The 20,451-nt window shown below is 70.4% G+C and carries 21 protein-coding genes; 12 read left to right on the top strand and 9 right to left on the bottom strand.

The window, feature by feature from the left end; genetic code table 11:
• Positions 1-30: 30 nt before the first annotated feature.
• Positions 31-1,401 carry a four-carbon acid sugar kinase family protein gene (locus HNR23_RS15765; RefSeq protein ID WP_184076304.1) on the bottom strand — a complete coding sequence of 457 codons (1,371 nt, stop codon included), beginning with the start codon at positions 1,399-1,401 and terminating at the stop codon, positions 31-33.
• 97 nt (positions 1,402-1,498) lie between these two features.
• Complete coding sequence (locus HNR23_RS15770; protein ID WP_343070581.1) at positions 1,499-2,731, bottom strand: MFS transporter; 1,233 nt, start codon at positions 2,729-2,731, stop codon at positions 1,499-1,501.
• 257 nt (positions 2,732-2,988) lie between these two features.
• Between HNR23_RS15770 and HNR23_RS15775 the strand changes: the two genes are divergently transcribed.
• The 3 genes from HNR23_RS15775 to HNR23_RS15785 all read left to right on the top strand — a co-directional run bounded on the left by HNR23_RS15775 (position 2,989) and on the right by HNR23_RS15785 (position 4,098).
• Positions 2,989-3,411 carry a hypothetical protein gene (locus HNR23_RS15775; protein WP_184076305.1) on the top strand — a complete coding sequence of 141 codons (423 nt, stop codon included), beginning with the start codon at positions 2,989-2,991 and terminating at the stop codon, positions 3,409-3,411.
• Between the two features lie 190 nt (positions 3,412-3,601).
• Positions 3,602-3,802 (top strand): cold-shock protein, encoded by a 201-nt coding sequence (locus HNR23_RS15780; RefSeq protein WP_184076306.1) that lies wholly within the window; start codon positions 3,602-3,604, stop codon positions 3,800-3,802.
• A gap of 119 nt (positions 3,803-3,921) precedes the next feature.
• The gene (locus HNR23_RS15785) at positions 3,922-4,098 is read left to right on the top strand and encodes a hypothetical protein (RefSeq protein WP_184076307.1); all 177 of its coding nucleotides are present in this window, start codon (positions 3,922-3,924) and stop codon (positions 4,096-4,098) included.
• Between the two features lie 12 nt (positions 4,099-4,110).
• Here the strand turns inward: HNR23_RS15785 and HNR23_RS15790 are convergent, their stop codons facing one another.
• Positions 4,111-4,383: an HPr family phosphocarrier protein gene (locus HNR23_RS15790; RefSeq protein ID WP_184076308.1), complete on the bottom strand. Its 273-nt coding sequence runs from the start codon at positions 4,381-4,383 to the stop codon at positions 4,111-4,113.
• Positions 4,384-4,443: 60 nt separating this feature from the next.
• Positions 4,444-5,385, bottom strand: a complete 942-nt coding sequence (pfkB, locus tag HNR23_RS15795) for a 1-phosphofructokinase (protein ID WP_184076309.1) — start codon at positions 5,383-5,385, stop codon at positions 4,444-4,446.
• Between the two features lie 324 nt (positions 5,386-5,709).
• Between pfkB and HNR23_RS15800 the strand changes: the two genes are divergently transcribed.
• The 6 genes from HNR23_RS15800 (at position 5,710) to ptsP (ending at position 11,341) form a co-directional block, all read left to right on the top strand.
• The gene (locus tag HNR23_RS15800; RefSeq protein WP_184076310.1) at positions 5,710-6,471 is read left to right on the top strand and encodes a DeoR/GlpR family DNA-binding transcription regulator; all 762 of its coding nucleotides are present in this window, start codon (positions 5,710-5,712) and stop codon (positions 6,469-6,471) included.
• A gap of 108 nt (positions 6,472-6,579) precedes the next feature.
• Positions 6,580-7,743 carry a PTS mannitol transporter subunit IICB gene (mtlA, locus tag HNR23_RS15805; RefSeq protein WP_184076311.1) on the top strand — a complete coding sequence of 388 codons (1,164 nt, stop codon included), beginning with the start codon at positions 6,580-6,582 and terminating at the stop codon, positions 7,741-7,743.
• Positions 7,740-8,048 (top strand): PTS lactose transporter subunit IIB, encoded by a 309-nt coding sequence (locus tag HNR23_RS15810; protein WP_184076312.1) that lies wholly within the window; start codon positions 7,740-7,742, stop codon positions 8,046-8,048. The genes mtlA and HNR23_RS15810 overlap by 4 nt, the downstream gene beginning before the upstream one ends.
• Positions 8,038-8,505, top strand: coding sequence for a PTS sugar transporter subunit IIA (locus tag HNR23_RS15815; protein WP_184076313.1), 468 nt, complete (start codon positions 8,038-8,040; stop codon positions 8,503-8,505). The genes HNR23_RS15810 and HNR23_RS15815 overlap by 11 nt, the downstream gene beginning before the upstream one ends.
• Positions 8,506-8,513: 8 nt before the next feature.
• The gene (locus tag HNR23_RS15820; RefSeq protein ID WP_184076314.1) at positions 8,514-9,554 is read left to right on the top strand and encodes a zinc-dependent dehydrogenase; all 1,041 of its coding nucleotides are present in this window, start codon (positions 8,514-8,516) and stop codon (positions 9,552-9,554) included.
• Between the two features lie 35 nt (positions 9,555-9,589).
• The gene (gene ptsP / locus HNR23_RS15825; protein ID WP_184076315.1) at positions 9,590-11,341 is read left to right on the top strand and encodes a phosphoenolpyruvate--protein phosphotransferase; all 1,752 of its coding nucleotides are present in this window, start codon (positions 9,590-9,592) and stop codon (positions 11,339-11,341) included.
• Positions 11,342-11,498: 157 nt separating this feature from the next.
• Here the strand turns inward: ptsP and HNR23_RS15830 are convergent, their stop codons facing one another.
• The 4 genes from HNR23_RS15830 to lon form a co-directional block, all read right to left on the bottom strand.
• Positions 11,499-12,593, bottom strand: coding sequence for a Gfo/Idh/MocA family oxidoreductase (locus tag HNR23_RS15830; RefSeq protein WP_184076316.1), 1,095 nt, complete (start codon positions 12,591-12,593; stop codon positions 11,499-11,501).
• 5 nt (positions 12,594-12,598) lie between these two features.
• Positions 12,599-13,357, bottom strand: coding sequence for an MFS transporter (locus HNR23_RS15835; RefSeq protein ID WP_184076317.1), 759 nt, complete (start codon positions 13,355-13,357; stop codon positions 12,599-12,601).
• A 20-nt stretch (positions 13,358-13,377) separates the two neighbouring features.
• Positions 13,378-15,210 carry a recombinase family protein gene (locus HNR23_RS15840; protein WP_184076318.1) on the bottom strand — a complete coding sequence of 611 codons (1,833 nt, stop codon included), beginning with the start codon at positions 15,208-15,210 and terminating at the stop codon, positions 13,378-13,380.
• 112 nt (positions 15,211-15,322) lie between these two features.
• The gene (gene lon, locus HNR23_RS15845; RefSeq protein WP_184076319.1) at positions 15,323-17,782 is read right to left on the bottom strand and encodes an endopeptidase La; all 2,460 of its coding nucleotides are present in this window, start codon (positions 17,780-17,782) and stop codon (positions 15,323-15,325) included.
• Between the two features lie 178 nt (positions 17,783-17,960).
• Here lon and HNR23_RS15850 point away from each other — a divergent pair, with 178 nt between their 5' ends.
• The 3 genes from HNR23_RS15850 (at position 17,961) to HNR23_RS15860 (ending at position 19,491) form a co-directional block, all read left to right on the top strand.
• A complete protein-coding gene (locus HNR23_RS15850; RefSeq protein WP_184076320.1) occupies positions 17,961-18,452 on the top strand; it encodes an HIT family protein in 492 nt (163 codons plus the stop codon).
• 147 nt (positions 18,453-18,599) lie between these two features.
• Positions 18,600-19,001 carry an ArsR/SmtB family transcription factor gene (locus HNR23_RS15855; protein WP_184076321.1) on the top strand — a complete coding sequence of 134 codons (402 nt, stop codon included), beginning with the start codon at positions 18,600-18,602 and terminating at the stop codon, positions 18,999-19,001.
• On the top strand, positions 18,991-19,491 hold the full coding sequence (locus HNR23_RS15860) for an SRPBCC family protein (protein WP_184076322.1): 501 nt from the start codon (positions 18,991-18,993) through the stop codon (positions 19,489-19,491). The genes HNR23_RS15855 and HNR23_RS15860 overlap by 11 nt, the downstream gene beginning before the upstream one ends.
• 89 nt (positions 19,492-19,580) lie before the next feature.
• Here the strand turns inward: HNR23_RS15860 and HNR23_RS15865 are convergent, their stop codons facing one another.
• Positions 19,581-20,021 (bottom strand): hypothetical protein, encoded by a 441-nt coding sequence (locus HNR23_RS15865; protein ID WP_184076323.1) that lies wholly within the window; start codon positions 20,019-20,021, stop codon positions 19,581-19,583.
• Between the last annotated feature and the right edge of the window lie 430 nt (positions 20,022-20,451).

Raw genomic sequence — 20,451 nt, forward strand, 5'->3', positions numbered from 1 at the left:
CTCTCCCCGCCCCCGCCCGGGGTGGCGGTGTCACATCCGGGAGGGGGCCGCACCCGTCGGCATCACATGCTCGGAGACCTCGGAGCGCACCTGCTGCAGGCGGGCCTGCGCGGCGCGGCGGAGCTTGCGCAGGCACTCCACGGCGGTGGTGTCGTCGCCGACCAGGCCGCCCTTGGTGACCAGGGGGGCGCCGTCGAGCGGGCCGCCGCTCAGCGTCCCGTGCACGGTCAGCGGGACCACCTCGCCGCCGACCGCCAGGGCGTGCACACCGAGCTCGTCGAGCAGGCTGGAGGTGACGTCGGAACCGGTGATGTAGAGGCCGCTGGGCAGGGCGTGCTGCCCGTGCTCGGCCGCGACGTCGTGGACGACCTCGGCGACCAGTTCGGCCAGGCGCTGGGGCAGGCGGCGCCGGGCTTCGAGGGGGGTTCCGGGGGCGCCGTCGCGCTCCTGGGGGGCGGCGCCGCGCAGGATGACGACTTCGGGGAAGATCGCCGAGGTGAGGTGGTCGGTGAGCGATCGGGCGACCTCGTCGAAGTGGTCGTCCTTGGGGTCGGCGAGGCGGGCCGGTTCGAAGTCGACGAATCTGGCCGGACCGATCCGCGCGACGGTGTCGAGCTGGCGGCGGGTCAGCCCGGTGTTGCTTCCGGTGACGGCGAGCAGCGGGCCGGGGGACCCCGCCTGGCCGCGCAGGCGCAGCGCGTAGGCGAGCAGGGTGCTGGTCGGACCCGGGTCCACCGCGACCCACACCGTGCCGTGGCGGCGGTGCGCCTCGGCGGCGGCCTCGGCGATCTCCTCCAGATGGCGGTCCTCCAGCGCGTCGCAGAGCACGATCGGCTCGTCGCCGGTCATCAGTTCGGCGGTCAGCAGGGTCTGGGTGACCTGGCGGATGGGCATGTGGCGGACGGGCAGGTCGGTCTGCCAGGCGAGGATCGCGGTGACGTCGGCGGTGGTCATCGGGCTGAACGGGTCGGTGGCCAGCTCCGTGTGGTCGATGGGGACGCCGTTGAGGAGCTGCACGCCGTCGACGGTGATCCGGCCGGAGGCGGGGAAGGCCGGCACCATCAGCGCCCGGACCGGTGTGTCGGCGGGGACGCGCTCGCGCACCGCGCGCCAGGCGGCCTCGACCTCGGCGCCGACGTTGCCGCGCAGGGTGGTATCGGTGCGCTTGACGATCAGGCCGACCGGCCAGACCGCCTCGATGACGTCGGTGACCAGGTCGGAGGCCTGCTCCGGCGGGAGGTGGCGGCTGTCCAGGTTGGCGACGACGACGTCGTACTCGTCGGCGACCGCGCTGACGTGCTCGGGAGTCACCGTGGCCACGCGCATCCCGGTACGCGCGAATCGTGCACCGGTGGCGGTGGCGCCGGTGAGATCGTCTGCGACGACGAGGACCTGGACCACGGCGAGGCTCCTAGATGTCAATCGTGTTTCACGGGCGGGTCAACCCCAACATATGGGGAACCGCCAGGGCAGGCCCAGGCCATGGATGCGATCGCGATCAGTCGCGGACGCTGCGTGAGCGGAGGCCCAGGCCGGTGAGTGCGGCGGCGGCGCACAGCCCGACGACGTAGAGGACGACCGCCCGCCAGCCTGAGTGGTCGTAGAAGACGCCGCCCAACCAGCCGAAGAGACTGGAGCCGAGGTAGTAGGCGAGGGTGTAGAGGGCCGCGGCCTGGGCGCGGGTGGCGGCCGACGCGCGGTGCCCGACCCAGGCGGCTGCGGTGGCGTGGGCGGCGAAGAAGAAGAACGTGAGCACGAGCAGCCCGAGGATGATCGCCGCCAGGGACGGCACGAGCAGCAGGCACGCCCCGGCCGCCATCGCCACGACGCACGCGAGCAGGACGGGGTGGCGGCCGATGCGCTCGGTGACCCGCCCGACGACCGCCGAGCCGAAGGTCCCGGCCAGGTAGGCGACGAACAGGAACGCGACCAGGGTCTGGGAGAAGTGGAAGGGGGCCCCGGTCATGCGGAACCCCAGGTAGTTGTAGACGGTCACGAACGCGCCCATGAGGAAGAGCGCCTGGCAGTAGAGGGCGACGAGCCCGGGATCGGCCATGCCGGTGAGAATGCGCCGGAACAGGCCGGGGCCGGCCGAGGCGCGGGACCGGGGCGTGAACCCGGCCGCGCGGGGCACGGCCGCCAGGTAGACGATCAGGGCGAGAAGCGCGAGCAGCGAGTCGGCGCCCACGCCCCAGCGCCACCCGCCGATGTCGGCCACGGCCCCGGCGACGAGGCGCCCGCTCATGCCGCCGACGGTGTTGCCCGCGATGTAGATCCCGGCGACCCGGCCGAGGTGGGCGGGGTGGATCTCCTCGGCCAGGTAGGCCATGGCCACGGCCGGGACGCCGCCCAGGGCCGCGCCCTGGAGCGCCCTGAGGAGCAGCAGTACCCACAGGTCCGGGGAGAAGGGCGCCAGCAGCCCGAGCACCGTGGAGACGGTCAGGGCCACGGTCATCACCCGCACCCGCCCGAACCGGTCGGCGATGCCGCTCCAGACCAGCACGAACCCGGCCAGCCCGGCGGTCGCGAACGAGACGCTGAGGGCGACGCCGGCGGCGGAGGCGTCGAAGCTCGCCGCGAGCCCGGGAAGGACCGCCTGAACGGCGTAGAGCTGCGCGAACGTCGCGATACCGGCGGCGGTCATCGCCACCATGACCCTCCGGTACCCCGGGGTCCCGGCGCGATGTCCGACCCGGTCGTGTGGTCCGTGCCCGGCAACGGTGTCGCTCACCCACCCGACATTAGAGGTCGGATCATTCGTTCACCCCACTCGGGCCCCGAACAGCGCGAAGGGCCTCCTCTGGCGCGCGGATGCGCTCCGCGCCGGCGGGCTGGCCGGACTCGGCCACGTCAGGGGGCGGTCATGACCGCTCCCATCCGCATCACAGCGGTAGTAGGTGATGTTGAAGGCTGACCTACCGCCCCTCGGTCCCGTCGCCGTCGTCACCGGCGTTTTCGCTGATCAGGGCGGTGGCAGGGAGGGGCATCGTGCACCGCAGCGAAGACGAGATCCTGGCCCAGGCGAACGGCGCCGTGTCCGCCGCGTATGGGGGAAGCCCCCGGGCGAACTCGTTCATCGCCAGGAGGATGAGGAAGAACGTCCACGAGATCGACCTGGTCATCCCGCTGCCCTTCGACGACGCGGTCGAACACGTCGTCCGCGTCCTCGAAGGCACCGGCCAGCGGATCGAGCCGCCCCACGCCGAACCGGAGGACCCGGGGCAGACGATCCGGGTGCTGACCGGCGGGGGGATCTGGGACATGAACCCGGTCGTCGTCACGGCGCAGGTGACCGAGACGCGCAAGGACGTCTCCGGCGTCCACCTCCGCGCGGCCGCCAAGGAGGGCGCGATCAGGCAGCGCGCCGGGGAGAAGACGGCCAAGCGCCTCGCCTCCTGGCTGGTCACCTAGGCCTCGGCCCTCCCCCGGCGAAGAACGCCGCCCCCGGCCGTGAGAACCATCCCGGCCCCGGGACCGGAGCGGGCGGCCATCCCCCACCTGCGCGCCGCTCGCGTGTCGTCCCCAGCCGAGCTCGTGACGGAACGTAGCATTCGAGTCCCCCCTTACGGCACCCGGATCGAGCCACCAGGGAGGAACGGCCATGGAGGGCACCGTCAAGGAGTTCAGCGCGGAGGACGGCTACGGGTTCATCACGCCCGACGAGGGCGACGAGGACGTGTTCGTCCACTTCAGCGGAATCAGGTTCCCCCAGTCGGGGATCCTCGCCGACGGGCAGCGGGTCGAGTTCGACCTCGTCGAGGGCGAACGGGGCCCCCACGCCCAGCGGGTGAGGGCGCTCTAGCTCCGGACCGGCACCGGCCGAGCACCGAGCAGCGGGGCGGGCGCCCGTGGCGCGCGGGGCACCGGGCCGCGGGTCCCGTACTTCTCGCCGCCGCCCGGGTCGGCTTCGTCTTCGGCGGGGTGACCGCCGCAGGTGCCCTCCTCCCGGCGTCGGCGGGCTCCCCGGCCCCGCTCCTGTGGATCGTCCCGGTCGCCGGATACGTCGCGGTGCTGGCCCTCTTCATCCGCGCCACGGTCGTCGCGGACAGGAACGGCAAGCTCGCGACCGAGGTGGACGAAGGGGAAAGGGGACGGTGAGGCCGCCAGGGCTCAGGCGGCGTCCAGGTCGGAGGCGAGCATGTCGGCCAGCTTCTCCAGAGTCGGCTCGGCGTCCGGGTCGGGGCAGGCAAGGGTGACCTGCTCGCCGCGCCCCACTCCCAGCGTCATGACGGCGATCACGCTGCGGGCGTCCACCGGGGCGCCTCCGTCGGACTTGGCGATGGTGATGGGGAGGCCGGTCGCGGTGACCGCCTCGACGAACAGGGCGGCGGGGCGGGCGTGCAGGCCGTGTTCGGCGCCGATGACGGCGGTTCGCTGCGGCATGGGATGTCCTAGCGTCGGGTGTGCGGTGGCGGGGCCGCTGGGCGGCTGCGGTGGTGGCCTTCAGAGGGAGTCGATCCGCCGCTCCAGGACGGGCTCGGGGACGACGGTGATCGAGTCGGCGGCGACGGCGTCGGGGCTCGGGACCGTGGTTCCGGGCAGGGAGACGGCGGCGGTTCCCCACGCCACGGCGTGGCGGAGGCGCTCCTGCGTGTCCGGCCCGGCGGCCAGGTAGCCGGCCAGGGCGCAGTCCCCGGCGCCGACCGTGCTGCGGGGCCGCACCCGGGGGCCGCTCGCCCACCAGCAGTGCGTCGCCTCGACGAGCAGTGCGCCGTGCCGCCCCAGGGTCACGAGCACCGCCTGGTTGCCGCGCGCCACGACCTCCCGGGCGGCGCCGACCACCGCCCCCACTGTCGGCAGGGGGCGGCCGATCATCGCTGCGAGCTCGTCGAGATTGGGCTTGAGCAGCGCGACCGATCCGGCGCGGGCCGCCGCGGTCAGCGGTGTCCCCGACGTGTCCAGGGCGAGCGGCACCGCGTGCTTGTCCGCCAGTTCCGCGATGCGGACGTAGAGGTCGGTCGGCGCCCCTGACGGCAGGCTTCCACTGGCCACCAGCCAGCGCGGCCCGCGCCCGAGTTCGTCATCGACGGCGGCCAGCAGGTCCTCGATCTCGGCCGGGGTGAGCACCGGACCGGCGGCATTGAGTTTGGTGGTGGTGCCGTCGGCCTCGGTGATGGCGACGTTGCTTCGGGTCTCGCCGCTGATGGGCACGGCCCGGCACGGCAGGTCCCCGAGGAGCGCGGTGAACTCCGCGCCTCCACCGCCGCCGACGGGCAGCACCGCCCGGGTGGGGACACCGCTGCCGCGCAGCGCGCGGGAGACGTTGACGCCCTTCCCGCCCGCCTGCGCGCAGGTGCTGCGCACGCGCAGGACCTCGCCGCGGACGAGCCCGTCGACCTCCAGGGTGTGGTCGACGCTCGGGTTCGGTGTGACCGTCACGATCATGCGAGCTCGATTCTCGGGTCCGACACCCCCAACCGAATGTTGGGTTGTCTTTGATTATGTGTGTTTCACGAGGGGTGTCAACACCGCTTCGGCGGAACCGGGCACACCTGGCGGACCGGAACACCCGCCCCAAACCCCCTGCAGCCCGGGCCGACGATCGCAGAAGTCGCACGTCACATCGGACCCCGCGGGCACGCCACAGAGGGCGGCCGGGGGTTCCGTGTCCGTGGGCGTGCTGGGATATTGGACGAAGACACCACTTGTGTGTCCCACGCAACACGTCTAAGCTCACACAAACCAACACCGAAACACAGGTGATCCCACATGTACGCCGAAGAACGCCAGAAGGCGATCCTGGAACGCGCCCGCCGCGACGGCCGGGTCGACGTCACCGGTCTCGCCGCGGAGTTCGACGTCACCTACGAGACCATCCGGCGCGATCTCACCGCGCTGGAGCGCCACGGCGTCCTGCGCCGGGTGCACGGTGGCGCGATCCCCGTCGAGCGGCTGGGCTTCGAGCCCACGCTCAACATGCGCGATTCGGTGATGACCCAGGAGAAGGAGCGGATCGCCAAGGCGGCCCTGGCCGAACTGCCCGACGAGGGCGCCGTCCTGCTCGACGCCGGCTCCACCACCGGCCGACTCGCCGAGCAGCTGCCGACCGACCGCGAACTCACCGTGGTCACCAATTCCCTCTCCATCGCGCTCACCCTCACCCCGCGCACCAACATCACCCTGATGCTGCTCGGCGGGCGGATGCGCACCCGCACCCAGGCCACCGTCGACGCGTGGGCGCTGCGCGCCCTGGAGGAGTCGTTCGCCGACGTCGCGTTCGTCGCCACCAACGGCATCTCCGTGGAGCGCGGACTCACCACCCCCGACCCGGCCGAGGCCGAGGTCAAGCGGGCGATGATCCGGTCCGCCCGCAGGGCCGTCCTGCTCGCCGACCACACCAAGGTCGGCAACGACCACTTCGCGCGCTTCGCCGCACTCGACGACATCGACCTGTTCATCACCGACAACGGACTCGCCGACGGACTCGCCGACGAGATCCAGACGGCGGGACCGGGGGTTCTCGTCGTCTGACCCCGCCACCGCAGGTGGGGCGACCGTCGCGCGACCCGCGGGTCGACCGCCGCCATCACCGGCCCGGCGGGCAGCCCGACAGGCCGGACCATCTAGGAGGTATCCCCCATGTCCGGATCGCCCAACCAACTGCTCAGCAAGAGCAGCGCCGGCGTCCAGCGCTTCGGCGGCTTCCTGGCGAGCATGGTCATGCCCAACATCGGGGCGTTCATCTCCTGGGGCCTGATCACCGCCATGTTCATCGAGACGGGGTGGGTGCCCAACGAGCGCCTGGCCGAGCTCGTCGGCCCGATGATCCTCTACCTGCTGCCGCTGCTCATCGCCTACACCGGCGGCCGCCTCGTGCACGACCAGCGCGGCGGCGTCGTCGCCGCCGTCGCCACCATGGGCCTGGTCGTCGGATCCGAGATCCCCATGTTCCTCGGCGCCATGGTCATGGGGCCGCTCGCCGCCTACCTGATGAAGCGGTTCGACCGCCTCGTGCAACCGCGCATCCGCCCGGGCTTCGAGATGCTGGTCAACAACTTCAGCGCCGGCATCCTCAGCGGGACCATGGCGGTGGTCGGCGTCTACGCCGTCGGCCCGGTCGTGCAGGGCGTCACCCGCGCCCTGGGCGCCGGGGTGCAGTTCCTGATCGACATGCACCTGCTGCCCGCGGTGTCGATCATCGTCGAACCCGCCAAGGTCCTCTTCCTCAACAACGCCATCAACCACGGCGTGTTCGGCCCGCTGGGCGTGGCCCGCGTGGCCGAAGAGGGCAGGGCCATCGAGTTCCTCATCGAGACCAACCCCGGCCCGGGCCTGGGCATCCTGCTGGCCTGCATGCTCTTCGGCCCCAAGGTGAGCCGGGCCACCGCCCCCGGCGCGATCGTCATCCACTTCTTCGGCGGTATCCACGAGATCTACTTCCCCTACATCCTCGCCCAGCCCAAGCTGATCCTGGCCGCCATCGGCGGCGGGATGTCCGCGGTGGCCACGTTCCTGCTGCTGGACACCGGGCTGATCTCCACCCCGTCGCCGGGCAGCATCATCGCCTACATGGCCGTCACCCCGCGCGGCGAGCACCTGTCCGTCCTCGCGGGCGTGGCCGTCGCGACCGTCGTGTCCTTCCTCATCGCCTCGGCGCTGCTGGGCTTCGGCCGGGGAGAACGCAAGGCGCAGAAGGCACAGCAGGAGGCACAGGAGGAGAAGAAGGAGAAGGAGAGCCAGGAGGAGGGCGCGGCGCAGGCGCCGCGCAGCGAGCAGTCGAACCAGGAGGAGTCCGCGACATGAGCACCATCCACGGCAGCGACATCAAGAAGGTCATCGTGGCCTGCGACGCGGGGATGGGCAGCAGCGTCCTGCTCACCACCCAGCTGTCCCGCGCCCTGGCCGCCTACGGAGTGAGCGTCGAGCACTCCCCCGTCGACCGGGTCCCCGACGACGCCGACGTGGTGCTGTGCCACTCCGGCCTGGCCGAACGGGCCCGCGGCCGGGTCCCCGGGACCGTCGTCGTCCCGTTCCAGATGTACCTGGGCGACCCCGCGTTCACCCGGTTGGAGGAGACGATCCGGGACGGAGGCACCCTTGCCGACTGAATCCGCCCTACGCGCCGAGGCGGTGCGCCTGGGGTGCACCGCAGCCGGCCGCGACGACGCCATCGACCAGTGCGGCGCCCTGCTGCGGGAGATCGGCGCCGTCGAGCCCGGCTACCCGGCCGCCATGCACGAGCGCGAGGCCTCGATCTCCACCTACATCGGGGAGGGCGTGGCCATCCCGCACGGAACCGACGCCGCCCGCCCGCTGGTCCGGCGCACCGCGCTCGCCGTCATCCAGTTCCCCGGCGGCGTGGACTGGGGCGGTGCCACCGTCCACGTCGCCATCGGCATCGCCGCCTCCGGTGACGAGCACATGGGCGTGCTGTCGTCCCTGGCCAGGGTGCTCAGCGACCCCGAACGGGCGGCGCGGCTGCGCGGCGCCGCCGACACCCGGACCGTGCTCGACCTGCTCGCCCCGACCGGCCCTGCAGACCCGAACCACCCGACCGAGAACTGAGGACCACCATGCTCGTCGCCCGCTTCTACGCCCCCGGGGACATCCGCCTGGAGGAGGCACCCGAGCCGCACGCCGGCCCCGGCCAGCTCAAGATCGCCGTGGCCAACTGCTCCACGTGCGGAACCGACGTCAAGATCCACCGCCACGGCCACCACCACATCCGCCCGCCGCGGGTGATCGGCCACGAGATCGCCGGGCGGGTCACCGAGGTCGGCGACGGCGTCACCGGGTGGACGCCCGGCGACCCGGTCCAGGTCATCGCCGCGATCCCGTGCGGCGGCTGCGCCGAGTGCGGCTCCGGACGGTTCACCGTGTGCTCGCGGCAGGAGTCCATGGGCTACCACTACGACGGCGGTTTCGCCGAGTACATGATCGTCCCGGAGGCGGTGCTGGCCGTGGACGGGGTCAACCGCATCCCCGAGGGGGTGGGTTTCGCCGAAGCATCGGTGGCCGAGCCGCTGGCCTGCGTCCTCAACGGACAGGAGATCGCCGGGGTCGGGGAGGGGGATACGGTCGTCGTGGTCGGCGCCGGACCCATCGGCTGCCTGCACGTGCGGCTGGCCCGGGCGCGCGGGGCGTCCGCCGTCTACCTGGTCGACCTCAACCGCGGCCGACTCGACATGTCCGCCGCCGCCGTGCGGCCGGACGCCGCGATCTGCGGTTCGGAGACCGACCCCGTCGCCGACGTGCTCCGTCTGACCGGGGAGCGGGGTGCCGACGTGGTGATCACCGCCGCGGCCTCCGGCAGGGCGCAGGAGGACGCCCTGCGGATGGTCGCGCGCAGCGGCCGGATCAGCTTCTTCGGCGGACTGCCCAAGGACGACCCGATCATCTCCCTCGACTCCAACCTGGTCCACTACCGGGAGATCTCGATCTTCGGGGCCAACGGGTCCAGCCCGGACCACAACCGCCGGGCGCTGGAGCTGATCGCGTCCGGCGCCGTTCCGGTCACCGACCTCATCACCGAGCGGATGCAGCTCACCGACGTGCACAAGGCCATCGAGACGGTCGCCTCAGGCACCGCCATCAAGGTGACCATCCAGCCCTGACCGCGACCATCGACCGGGCCCACGAGGGAAGGCACATGCCCACGACCGACCGACGCCACCCCACCGGCGACCCGCAGCCGACCCACCCGGGCACGGCCACCGGCCCCGGCTCCCCCGCCGCCCCCCGCCTGCGCGGCATCCCGGCCGCCCCGGGAAGCGCGGCGGCGCCCGTCGCCCGGATGGCGGCCCCGCCCCGCCTGCCGGACGACCGGCCCGCCGCCACCGACCCCGCCGCCGAACGCGCGGCGGCCCGCAGCGCACTGGAACGCGTCGCCGACGATCTCCGGGCGCGCGGCGCCGACGCCGGGGGCGAGGGCGCGGCCGTGCTCGGCGCCCAAGCGCTGATGGCCCGCGACCCCGAACTGCTGCGCCGGATCGACGAACGCATCGGCCAGGGCGAGCCGACAGCCTGGGCGGTGCGCGACGCCTGCGCCGCCTACCAGGACCTTCTCCGCCAAGCCGGGGGCTACCTCGCCGAGCGCGCCGCCGACCTGGCCGACATCGCCGACCGCGCGGTCGCGATCCTGCTGGGCCTGCCCATGCCGGGACTTCCGGACCCGGGAGGCGACCACGTGCTGGTGGCCGACGACCTCGCCCCGGCCGACACCGTCCGGCTCGACGCGCGCCGTGTCCGGGCCATCGTCACCCGGCGCGGCGGCCCGACCAGCCACACCGTCATCCTCGCCCGGTCGCTGGGCATTCCGGCGGTGGTCGGGTGCGACGGAGCCGAGAGCCTCGCCGACGGGGTCCGGGTGGCGGTGGACGGGGACACCGGGGTGGTGGACGTCGACCCTGATGAGGAGGAGGTGGCGCGGGCCGAACAGCGCGCCGAGCGCCGTCGGCGGTCGCTGGCGGGTGCGGTCGGGCCGGGTCGGACCGCGGACGGGCACCCGGTCGCGCTGCTGCTCAACGTCGGGGAGGGCGATCCCGACCGGGCGGCCGCCCACGACAGCGAGGGCGTGGGGCTGCTGCGCACCGAGTTCCTCTTCCTCGACCGCGCCGCAGCGCCCTCGGTGGATGAGCAGGTCGGCACGTATACCCGGCTGTTCTCGGCCTTCGGCGGCCGCACGGTCACCGTCCGCACGCTGGACGCCGGGTCGGACAAGCCGCTGTCGTTCGCCGCCACCGGCGAGGAGGACAACCCCGCGCTGGGGGTGCGCGGCTTCCGCACCGCGCGGGTCCACCCGGATCTGCTCACCGACCAACTGGCGGCGATCGCCGCCGCGGCGCGTGCCACGGGGGCGCGCGTGCGGGTGATGGCGCCGATGGTGTCCACGCCCGCCGAGGCCGCCGCGTTCGCCGCCCTGGCCAGGGGCGCGGGCATCGGCGAGGTCGGCGTGATGATCGAGGTACCGGCGGCGGCCCTGCTGGCCGACCAGGTCCTGGGAGAGGTCGACTTCGTGTCGATCGGCACCAACGACCTGGCGCAGTACACCATGGCCGCCGACCGGACACTGGGCAGCCTGCCCGACCTGCTCGACCCGTGGCAGCCGGCGCTGCTGACCATGGTCGCTGCGGTGGGCGCGGCCGGGGAGCGCCGGGGCCGCCCGGTCGGCGTCTGCGGGGAGGCCGCGGCCGACCCGCTGCTGGCCCTGGTCCTGGTCGGGTTGGGCGCGACGAGCCTGTCGATGTCCGCCCCCGCCCTGCCCGCGGTGCGCTACGCCCTCGGCCGCCACACCCGCGCCGAATGCCGCGACCTGGCCGACCTCGCCCTGACCGCCGAGTCCCCGGCCCACGCAAGAGACCAGGTCCACACGGCGGTCCACCCGGACCTGAGGGAGTGGTGAGTCGACCGGGCGATCTCGGTACTCCCTCCGGTGGGGGTCGGCCGTCGGAGGACGGCGCACACCGATCCGCACGCGCGCAGCGGCTTACCGGGCCGGTTCGCCTGGATGCGACCGCCGGCGCTCCTCGGTCTGTGCTGGAGAGCGGGGGTGGCGGCGGTCAGGCCTCCTGGGGTGTTCGCAGGCTCACGCGCTCGCCGGTCTCGGCGCTGCGGCGGGCCGCCTCGATGACCTCCAGGCCGTGGACGACCTCGTGCGGTTCGACCGGGATCGGCTCGCCCTCGGCGACGGCGTCGCGCAGGGCGGCGTAGAAGGCCGGGTAGGCGCCGCGCTCGGACGGCACCGGGCGCAGGTCCCCGTCGGCGCCGATGCGGCCCCAGCCGGATTCGGGCTCGACACCCCAGTCGGCGCCGGTGTCGTCCGGGCGTTGGCCCGCCCCGAGGCGGTCCTCCTGGCCGTCCAGGCCGTCGATCGTGAACGCCGCGCGGTCGCCGAGCACGCGGAAGCGCGGGCCGGTCTGGGCGGTCAGCGCGCTCATCCACAGGTGCGAGCGGACGCCGTTCACGTGGGTGAGGGCCAGGAAGGCATCGTCGTCGGCGGCGACACCTGCGCGGCGGGCGTCGAGTTCGGCGTAGACGGAGTCGACCGGCCCGAACAGGTTGATCGCCTGGTCGATGAGGTGCGGGCCGAGGTCGTAGAGGATCCCGGCGCCGTCCTCGGCTCCGCCGCGCTCGCGCCAGGTCGCCTTGGCCGTCGGCCGCCACCGCTCGAACCGCGACTCGAATCGGTGGACCCGCCCCAGCTCACCATCTTCGATGAGCTTCCACAGGGTCAGGAAGTCGCTGTCCCAGCGCCGGTTCTGGTAGACGGTGAGGACGTGGCCGAGCCGCTCCGCCTCCTCGGTGAGAGCGCGGGCGTCGGCGGCGGTGAGCGCGAACGGCTTGTCGACCACCACGGCCATCCCGGCCTGGAGGGCGGCGCGGGCGAGCGGCGCGTGGGTGGCGTTCGGGGTGGTGATGACGGCGATCTCGAACTCGCCGCCGCGCTGCCACAGCTCCTCGGCGGAGTCGAGCACGGCGGCGTGCGGGTACCGGGCTCGCACGGCGGCCTGCCGCTCCGGGTTCCCCGTCACGACCGCCGACAGCCGCAGCCCGGGGGTGGCGTCGATGAGCGGCGCATGGAACACCTCGCCGCCCTTGCCGTAGCCGATGACAGCGCCATGCAGTTCACGTTCGGCACCGTTCGCAGAGCTCATGACCTTCACGCTATCGAGCCGCTCCGCCTGGATTCGCCGCCTGGCCGCCCCGAGTGTTCAGGACGACCGGCCCTGCACACGGCATAGGCGAGCATGGCAGCGAGCTGGACTCCGACGGCCACCAGGACGGTGCCGCCCAGGGACCAGGTCGACAGCGGACCGGCGAGTGCGGACCCGATGGCAAAGCCGGTGATCTTGAAGCTCGCGCCGGTGGTGAAGATCTGGCTCCGGAGGCGGTCGGGGGCGTCGCGGTGGCGGATCGCGAAGAGCGCGGTCAGCTGCGGGCCCTCGGCGGCCCCGACGATGACGGCGCCGGTGATGAGCAGCGGCGCCGCGTACCCGGCCGCTCCGATGGCGGGGGTAGCCGCGGCCGCGGCGAGGAGGAGGCCGCCCGCGAGCACGACCGTGCTGAGCCAGAGGATGCGGTCCGGGGCGCCGAGCCCACCCGGTCGGCGTGCGAGCAGGGCGTTGGCGGCGAGAGCGGCGCCAGCGACCACGGCCAGCAGCAGGGCGCCGTGGCGGGCGTCGCCGAGGACGCGTTCGGCCAGTAGCGGGCAGAGCACGACGAACATCCCCGCACCGGCGCAGGAGATCGTCGACGTGGCCGTTGCGCGCAGCAGGGTGCGGCGGGCCGCGATCGCGCGCAGGCCCGCGGCGATGTCGGAGGTGACGCTCCTGCGCTGCGGTTGCCGTGCGGCCAGGTCGGCGGCGGGCGGTCCGGGCAGGGTCCATGCCGCGGGTTCCTGAGCCGTGCTGACCTGCACGACCTCACACTTCTGAATGCTTACGCCTTCTCGTCGTCCAAATGGAGCGCCTGAACTCCGGACGCCTCAAGCTCTTCCAGAGACGGCGTCCCCTCCATCGACTCCACGTCGATCCCGGAGGCAGCCAACTCCGCCCGCGCGATCACATTATTGCCCCCGGCCGTATTCTCTTCCTTCTCCGCATCGGGCCGACGCCAATGGATTTCTACTCGCTCCGCAGGATCGTACTTTCCTCCCATGGGCTGGCCTGACGCGTTCACCGGCCGTTCCTTGATTACAACGCGGCGAACGAAAAGCTTGATGATTTCTTGCTTATCCTCAAGCGAGGCAGACGCCCACCACGAACCTTCCCCAATGGGATCGCCATCATGTACCGTCCAGACAGACAAGGGAATTCCTGCGCTCTCTTCCTCATTCAGAGCAGAGAGCTTGGTTTCCAGCGTCTTGCGTGATGCTTCGATAGTGGCCTTATCTTTAAGGAATTCCGCACGCCCCACCTTGCCGCCATACAGTCCTTCACGGCGGGCCTCATAAAGTTCAGATTCCGCGTCGTCCAGAGCCGACAATTCTGCGCGCAGCTCGGACCTTTCCCTGGCGTTCTCGGGATTGTCGACTGTGTCAGCCCACCGGCGCGTTGCTGCCGCGAGTAGCCCTAGGTCGTCTGGATCAGCCTCGTCCAGCGAAGTGAGTCGTGCCATCAATCGCCTAGCGATGTGTTCATCTAGAAGTGCTTCTTGAATCACGTTTGCGCTGTGCGCTTCCATCGTTCCCCGTGGCCGCCTGCATTGGTAACGCGTGGGGCCGCCGGACGACATGCGCCAACCACAAGAACAGAAAAGCGTGTCGATCCCGGATAGCAGCTTCAAACTCCCCGTTCCGCCGGAATGCCCAGCGCGCATGTCCAATACTTCTTGAAGCTCCCACCACTTCGCAGGTTCGATGATTGATTCATGCGATTTTATAGGGTTCCCGTCGGCGTCTCGCTGAATTACGTACCGGTAAGTAACCTTTCTCCGCCCCGGATTTCGCGCGCCTTCAGGAACAGCCGAGTATCCTGCCAACCGGGGATCTCGAAGCATTCTTCGAAGACCCCCCGGGTGCCATCTACTACCTTCTTCCTTGCCCCTTGGATTACGAGTAGGGACACCCTCCCTATTAAGACGCTCCGCCTCCGATCGGAGGCTTTTTCCATTCTTTCCACGCCCATCCCCAAGGATGCCATCCGCGACGCTGGCAAGGACAGGGCCTTCCTCGGGATGAGGTTCGAATATACGCAAGCGAATTGCATCACCCCCCTCCCCTTGAGTTACCCACTTTGCCCGGAGGCCGTACCCAACGTGCCCCCCGACAAATCCACCAGCTTTCTTGATCTCCTGTTTCGCTTCCGCGATAAACACACTCTTGTTCTCTGATTCCTGTTCCGCCAACGCGGCAACCAGAGCAAAGAGAGCCACCCCAAGAGGTGACGAAGTGTCAAGAAACGGCTCAGAAACAGAAATCAGTACGACGTCGCATTTCTTCAGCCTGTCGTGAATTTCAAGGGCATCCCGGGCACCTTTTCGCGTGAGACGCGACAGAGCGAGGACAACGACCGCCTTGAACTTCCCGGCCGCTGCGTCTCTCATCATCCGGTCAAAATCCGGGCGGACAACGTGTGGGTTCCATCCGGAAATTCCTAGGTCCGCGTAGTGACCGGCATGGACCATACCGCGCCCCTCCCCCGTGGAAATAGCGCGCTCTTTCTGGGCTACGGGGGAGGCTGCGGACCCGTCCTCCCGACGGTCGCTCTGCCTCGCGTAGGTCACGAAGGGGAGGCCAGTCAAGTCGGCGGCACCGAACAGCGATTGGGACATGGTGGCGAGTGTAGGCCAAGCAACTGCTCAAGGAGGCGCATTGGGCTGACCGAATCCGGACATACGAACGGGGGCCGCCGCCCCAAGCGATGGCCCCCGTTCCACCCTGCCGTCACGCAGCCACAGAGACCTCGTTTTGCGCAGGCTCTAGAGCGATCTCCAGGACCTCCCGAACGTCGCTCACAAGGTGAACGTTGAGCTGTTCCAAGACGTCCTCGGGAAGGTCGTCAAGATCCGGCTCGTTGCGGGCCGGGATGATCACATTCGGGATTCCGGTGCGCAGGCTTGCGAGCAGCTTCTGCTTCACGCCGCCGATCGGCAGCACCCGGCCGGTCAGCGAGACCTCACCGGTCATGCCCACATCCGAGCGCGCGGCGCGCCCGGACAGCAGGGAGGCCAGCGCCGTGGTCATGGTGACGCCCGCGCTCGGGCCGTCCTTGGGGATCGCGCCCGCAGGGACGTGGATGTGCACGCCGCGGTCCTTCAGGTCGCCCACCGGCAGCTCCAGTTCAGCGCCGCGCGAGCGCAGATAGGACAGGGCGATCTGGGCGGACTCCTTCATCACGTCGCCGAGCTGCCCGGTCAGGGTCAGCCCGTTCGCGCCCGACTCGGCGTCGGCCAGGGAGGCCTCGACGAACAGCACGTCGCCGCCGACACCGGTCACCGCGAGCCCGGTGGCCACACCCGGGACGGCCGTCCGATCCGCCGACTCGGGGGTGTGCTTGGGGCGGCCGATGAAGTCGGCCAGGTCGTCGGCGCCCACCGGCACGGGTAGCTCGCGCTCGCCCAGCGCCTCGCCCGCCGCGACCTTGCGCAGCACGCGGGCGATGGTCCGCTCCAGTCCTCGCACGCCCGCCTCGCGCGTGTACTCGGCGGCGATCCGGCGCAGCGCATCCTCGCCGAACTCGACCTCGGAGGCGTCCAGGCCCGCCCGCTCCAGCTGGCGCGGGAGCAGGTGGTCGCGGGCGATGGTGACCTTCTCGTCCTCGGTGTAGCCGTCCAGCTGCACCAGCTCCATCCGGTCCAGCAGCGGGCCGGGGATGGTCTCCAGCGCGTTGGCGGTGGCCAGGAAGACGACGTCGGACAGGTCGAGGTCGACCTCCAGGTAGTGGTCCCGGAAGGTGTGGTTCTGCGCCGGGTCCAGGACCTCCAGCAGGGCGGCCGTGGGGTCGCCGCGGAAGTCGCTGCCGACCTTGTCGATCTCGTCGAGCAGCACGACCGGGTTCATCGAGCCGGACTCCTTGACGGCCCGGACGATGCGGCCCGGCAGGGCGCCGACGTAGGTGCGCCGGTGGCCGCGGATCTCGGCCTCGTCGCGGACGCCGCCCAGCGCGACCCGGGTGAACTTCCGCCCCATGGCGCGCGCCACGGACTCACCCAGCGAGGTCTTGCCGACACCGGGCGGGCCGACGAGGGCGAGCACGGCGCCGCTGCGCCGCCCGCCGACCACGCCCAGGCCCCGGTCCTCGCGGCGCTTGCGCACCGCCAGGTACTCGACGATGCGCTCCTTGACGTCGTCGAGGCCGGAGTGGTCGGCGTCGAGGATGTCGCGGGCGCCGGCGATGTCGTAGGCGTCGTCGGTGCGCTCGTTCCACGGCATGTCGAGGACGGTGTCGAGCCAGGTGCGGATCCAGCCGGACTCGGGTGAGGAGTCGCCGGCCCGCTCCAACTTGTCGACCTCGGCGAGGGCGGCCTTGCGGACGTGCTCGGGGAGGTCGGCGGCCTCGACACGCTCGCGGTAGTCGTCCTCCTCGCTGCCGGGCTTTCCGGACAGCTCGTTGAGCTCCTTGCGGATCGCCTCCATCTGGCGGCGGAGCAGGAACTCGCGCTGCTGCTTCTCCACGCCCTCCTGGACATCGGCGTCGATGGTCTCGGCGACGTCGAGCTCGGCCAGGTACTCGCGGGTCCACTCGCTGAGCAGGCGCAGCCGTTCGGCGACGTCATAGGTCTCCAGGAGCTGCAGCTTCTGGGCGGTCTTGAGGAACGGGGAGTACCCGCCGCGGTCGGCCAGCCTGCCGGGGTCGTCGAGCTGCTGGATGCCGTCGAGGATCTGCCAGGCGCCGCGCTTCTGCAGGTAGGTGGTGAGCAGTGTCTTGTACTCGCGGGCCGCTTCGGTGACCTTCCCGGGGTAGCCGCCCTCGGGCGCCTCCTCGGTGTGGATGTCGACGGACACCCACAGGGCGGCGCCGGGGCCGGTGGTCCCGCTGCCGACGCGGGCGCGCGCGGTGCCGCGGAGAACGGCGGCGGGTTCGCCTTCGGGGGTGCGGCCGACCTGCTCGATGACGGCGACGGTACCGACACCGGCGTAGGAGCCGTCGATGCGCGGCACGATCAGCACGCGCGGCTTGCCGGCCTTGGTTCCGCTGTTCACCGCGTTCCCGGCCGAGGTGATGCCGGGGACCTTGGCCCCTCGGTCGTCGCCGGTGTCTCCGGCGCTCCCCGCCTGTGCGGCGTCGATCGCGGCGCGGACCTCGGAGGCGGAGATGTCCACGGGCACGACCATGCCGGGCAGGACCACGTCACCGTCGAGGGGGAGAACGGGCAACGTCACGCTGGACTGGGCTTCACTCATCAGACCCTCCTTGTTGAGTCACTAAGACTCAATAAAGGAGAGTCGGGTTTTGTTCCCCTGCGCGTGTTCGCCGTGAGCGATCACGTGGGAGTGTGCGGTGGGCGTTCCGGGGACGAATGCGGAAGAGCGCCGCGCGCACCAGGGCCGCAGGGCGCGGAAGCCGGGAGGGCGGTCGACCATGACGGGTTCGCCGGACGGGGACGGGTGGACGCACGACCGCGTGGGGGCCGCGCGCCGCGGCGAGAATCCGATGGTGCTGCTGCGGATGCGCACCGGTTGGGCGGTGATCGGCGACACCCAGCACCTGCCGGGGTACTGCGTGCTGCTGTTCGACGGGGAGGCCGATCACCTGACCGACCTGACGCGCGCCCGGCGCGCGGAGTTCCTGTTCGACCTCGCCCTCCTCGGCGAAGCCGTGGAGAACGCATGCCGGGCGCGGGATCCGGAGTTCTCCCGCATCAACTACGAGGTACTCGGGAACCACTGGCCGCACCTCCACGGACACGTGCACGCCCGCTACCGGTGGGAACCGGACCGATTCCGCGGCGGCCCGGTGTGGCGCTACGGCGTCGAACGGTACGCCGAGCAGCACCGCACCGGCCCCGAGCACAGCGACCTGCGCGCACGGCTGGCGACCGCGATCACGACCATCACCGCCGGGGCCTACTGACGGCCGACGGACCTGCCCTGCCACAGCCGGCCGAGGCAGGGCGCAGCCGGGCGGACGGCCGAACACGTCTCCTCCCCCTCTTGACCGCTGCACCCCCGACGTCGATACTCAACCCATAAGTTGAACAATCGAGAGGTTGAATAGGGTATGGCAGAGGATCAGCTCAGCCTGACGTTCGCCGCACTCGCCGACCCCACCCGGCGGAAGATCCTGGCCCGCCTGGCCGAGGGTGAGGCGACGGTCAACGAACTCGCCGCGCCCTTCTCCGTCAGCCTCCAGGCGATCTCCAAGCACCTGAAAGTGCTGGAACGCGCCGGCCTCATCAGCCGCGGCCGCAACGCCCAGTGGCGGCCCTGCCGACTGGAGCCGGCCCCGCTGCTGTCGGCCTCGGAGTGGATCGAGCGGTACCGCGCGAGCTGGGAAGAGCGGTTCGACCGGCTCGACCAGGAGATCAAGAAGCTCCAGCAGCGCATGCAGGCCAACAACGAGAACCACGGGAATCAGCAACAGGACCGACGGCACGAAGGGAACGAGCACCATGACCGATAAGCCCGACCCGACCGACAGGACCGAACTCATCGTCGAACCGGGCCGCCACGACATCGTGGTCACCCGCGTCTTCGACGCCCCGCGCGAGGTGGTCTACGCGGCGTTCACCGACCCCGAACTGGTTCCCAAGTGGTGGGGGCCCTACGACCACACCACGGTCGCCACCCGCGCCGAGGTCCGCCCCGGCGGCCAATGGCGCTACATCAGCCGCGACCCGGAGGGCAACGAATACGCCTTCAAGGGCGTCTACCACGACCTCGTCGCTCCCGAGAGCGTCGTCTCCACCTTCGAGTTCGAGGGTGCGCCCGGCCACGTCGAACTCGACACCGCCACCTTCGAGGAGATCGACGGCAAGACCCGGTACACGAGCGTCTCCGTCTTCCAATCCATCGAAGACCGCGACGCCATGGTCGCCTCCGGCATGGAATCCGGCCTCCGCGACACCCTCAACCGCTTCGCAGCTCTCGTCGAGGGCACTGGAGCCCGCTAGGAAATCGTGGGCCGGGCACCGAACACCACCCGACCCACGATCGGGCGACCCTTATCGACACCGGACTCAGAAAGAAGCCCGACCTATCTCTAGTCGCCCTCTCGTTCGATCGAGAAAGAAGGAAACCCCAAAATAAAAATACACAAAACCATGGCAAGTGTGGTGATCCAATCATACCCCAGACCCCCTTTCATGTGCCTGCCCCATATTCCCGAAAAAGCTGCTAGCGCAATTGAGAATCTTACACCCGAATATGGACGCACCACTCTCCCGATCAGCACACTTAATGAGACAGGGCCCTCCGCAATCCGCCCCGGCGACCCGGGAGCAAGAACATGCCCTTTGCTTTCCAAAAAAGCAGCCGCCACCGCAAAGAGAAGCCAGATCGCGAAGTGTAAAACCCGAGAAACATGATAGATCCCGACCCCCACGCCCACTAGGAGGACGATCACCACAAAGAACGAGCACCCATTCATGCGCCCCCATTTCAGAATCCAGGCATCAGAATCCTGTCGGAGTTCAATATTCAAGGCAACCAATAGGCCCAGATGATGGAATCAGGCGACTTCCAGGGATACGGGTACGTCCCGCTCCGACAGAAACCGAAGAAGGGAAGGCAAGCAAGAACGACAAGACGTGGAATTCCGAGATATCAGGGATTCGAGCACCGGCCGGGCGGGCGATCGCCTGGATCAATTCTTGGAATATCCTACACACCGACCATCGGCATCCCTTGAGTACTTACGCGACACCGCTTCAAAGCGACCATTGGAGCTTGGGGCATTTCTTCACTTTGATTTTCCAATAAGCCTCTTTTGCTTGCTATAATCCAGCAATTATTTGCGCAACCCCCACAGAATTATCAAGCCAGACGCCACCACGAAACCAGCCCCTCCCCAATACCGCGAGAAGTACTTCAGAATCAACGGCTGCTTCGAATATCCTATCACCACCTTCTCT

The sequence above is a fragment of the Nocardiopsis mwathae genome (genome assembly GCF_014201195.1).
In the GTDB taxonomy this organism is placed as follows: domain Bacteria; phylum Actinomycetota; class Actinomycetes; order Streptosporangiales; family Streptosporangiaceae; genus Nocardiopsis_C; species Nocardiopsis_C mwathae.